We start from the raw sequence: 2371 nt of genomic DNA, 5'->3' as shown, positions 1-2371 counted from the left end.
CCGTGATAATCCTTGAGGTATTTTTCACGCTCGGTCTTATCCTTGTGCGTGGCGTAAAAAGCGTACACGCCAAGGCGATAGTCGGTGCTGCCGTCCCATCCACGCAGCACCTTGTCGATCTCATCGGCGGAAATAAAAAATTGCCGGTCGGGAGCAAACCCGTCGGCAACGGTAAAATGAAGCGGCTCCCGTTGTAGATCACGGAGCCGCTCCAGTATCTCTTTCGGACGGTAAAAGCGAAAACGCAAAAGGTCTTGCCCTGCATCCAGCGCGGCGTTGAACGCCGTCCATTCGTCCACGCACTTTTGCAGCGTATCCGGCGCACAGAGAAGCTCATAAATTTGCTTCTGCGTTTCCGGATAGCCGCCCTTGACGGATTGCGCCAGCATGGCCAGCGGCAGAAATCCCGCGTTTCTCGCTTCCGTTGTCATGTCCCGGCTGGTGTAGGCAATGCTGTCAGCAAGCCGCATCCGCTCGTAGTGATCGACCTCATCCAATTCACTTTGCGGCATATACCGCCCCAGCTCCAACAGCTCCCGGATACGCTTTGCCGCTTCCTCCCAGGAGATCAGTGTGGCATTGCTCCGCTGCGCCGTGCTGCCGCGGGCAATACGCATCCCCTCGGCGTCATACCAAAGCGAAACTTTCTCTCCGCCAAAATAGAAGCCTGCACCGTTCTCGCCGTAGTGTTTTTGCAGGAATGCGGCGTTGTCCGGCTTATCCTTCATAAAGTAAGCGCAGATGATCAGCCGGCTATGCTCATCGTTGGATCCTACGCACAGGGCTTCATCCATGATCTGCTGCGGCAGCTTGGGATGGGAGAGTAGTGGTGCGACCGGTGTATCCTCCGGTTGGTCGAACGCAGGCATATCAAACAGCGTAAGCTGCTGTGATTCCATCGGCACAAACGGTTTGATCTCGGTGTTGACATAGTATTCCCGTTTGTCAATGAGCTGTGCCGTAAAGCCTGCCACCAGCTTCCATGAAAAAACGCTTTCGCTGGTACGGGAAAGATATGCGCCCTCCCACATGAGCAGACCGTTTTTCTGCGGACGATACCCCAGCCGTGCTCCGTCTGCAAGGATCTCGGTGAAACGGTCTTGATATGCCGAGCGGAGATATTCGGCACGCTCGGCCTCGTCCGGATGTGACAGGAAAAACAGTTCAATCTGTGCCTTCTTGTAGATTAGATCATCATTGCGGTTTTCAATGATGGCGAAAATTTTCTTTTCATCCAAAAAAGCGGGCAGCTCAGAGGTTGCTTCCTCCGCACTGTCCGCTTCTTCGGGTTCGGTGTTCAGCTGTAGATCAGCTCCGCCAGCACTGTCTCCTCGGCGGCGTTTCTCAGGTTGTTCATCAGCCCCACCCACTTCATCGGGTCGGCGGCTTTCAGCTCCTCCGTCACGCCCTCGGCCTGAGCCATCGCCGTCACCGTCTGTTCCACGCGCTGCCGCGCCGTCCGGTCGATCTCCGCCAGATGCTCGTTCAGCCTGCCCGATGTCAGCAGGTTCGTGAACAGCACCTTCCGGTGCTCCTTCAGATACCTCCGGCGTAGCAGGCCGTATTTCCCAAGGGCTGTTTCCGGCTCCTGCGGCGGCAGCAGATCCGGCAGCCGGTAGCCGTCCTTCATCATGTATGTCAGTTCCATGGTTTTCGCTCCTTTCGGTCTGTGTTTCTGTTTGCTTGTCTATAGGATACTCATTTCCCGGTGCCTGCGCAATTGTGCGAATTTGCTTTTGACGGCTTCGGACGGTCAATGCGATGGCGCTCAAACCGCTTTCGGCAATATCCCGTGTGGCCACGCCCAGGGCATTCAGCGTTTCCGGGGTATTGAAATTGAACACCTCGGAGAAATCCTCCGGATCAAAATATTCATCCGGTTCCAGCCCACAGCGGCACATCAACATATACGCCGTACTGTTCTCCAGCAGACGGCGATAGAGAACTGATAAATTCAGCTCGTCCAGTTCTTCCAGCAGGCTGTTGTCCCGGCAATTCTGCAGATCATCAAGATAGTCCGTCATATTGTCCGCCGCAGCGTTTTCCATGGCGGATACTATGGCTTCCTCCAATGTGCCTTTATCGTCCAGCGCACCGAATCGGTTTTCCAATGCTTCGATCACATCCGGCTCCTGCTCGGTAGGCACCTGCCAGAGCGGCACGGGGCGGGACAAACGGCTTTCGTGGGTGTCGGATATATCAAAATAATACTTGAGGCGCGTGCGTCCCGGATAGTCCCGATCAAATACGGCAATGCCGGTAGCGCCCTTATTGACCCATCGGCCGAATTGATGATTCCAGCGCTCTATCTCCAACACAGCCGTTGCGTCCGGACGCTGTGCGTGTACCAGCACCTGCTCCTCAAAGGGCA

The 2371-nt window shown here is 55.5% G+C and carries 2 protein-coding genes and 1 pseudogene; 1 reads left to right on the top strand and 2 read right to left on the bottom strand.

Translation table 11 applies throughout. The features are described 5' to 3' along the window. Both LKD37_RS17330 and LKD37_RS17325 read right to left on the bottom strand, forming a co-directional pair. Window positions 1-1238, bottom strand: a pseudogene (locus tag LKD37_RS17330) (DNA methylase); the annotation flags it as partial. A 59-nt stretch (window positions 1239-1297) separates the two neighbouring features. Further along, entirely contained in the window at window positions 1298-1648 is a 351-nt protein-coding gene (locus tag LKD37_RS17325; RefSeq protein ID WP_302930306.1) for a TnpV protein, read from the bottom strand. A 535-nt stretch (window positions 1649-2183) separates the two neighbouring features. Between LKD37_RS17325 and LKD37_RS17320 the strand changes: the two genes are divergently transcribed. Next, window positions 2184-2371 (top strand): hypothetical protein (locus LKD37_RS17320; RefSeq protein WP_302930305.1); only part of this gene is annotated, 188 nt, incomplete at its 3' end.

It is taken from the genome of Brotocaccenecus cirricatena (assembly GCF_020687045.1).
GTDB classification, from domain to species: domain Bacteria; phylum Bacillota; class Clostridia; order Oscillospirales; family Oscillospiraceae; genus Vescimonas; species Vescimonas cirricatena.
The sequence above is the reverse complement of the archived record's forward strand: the minus strand, read 5'-3'. Positions and strand labels throughout refer to the sequence as shown.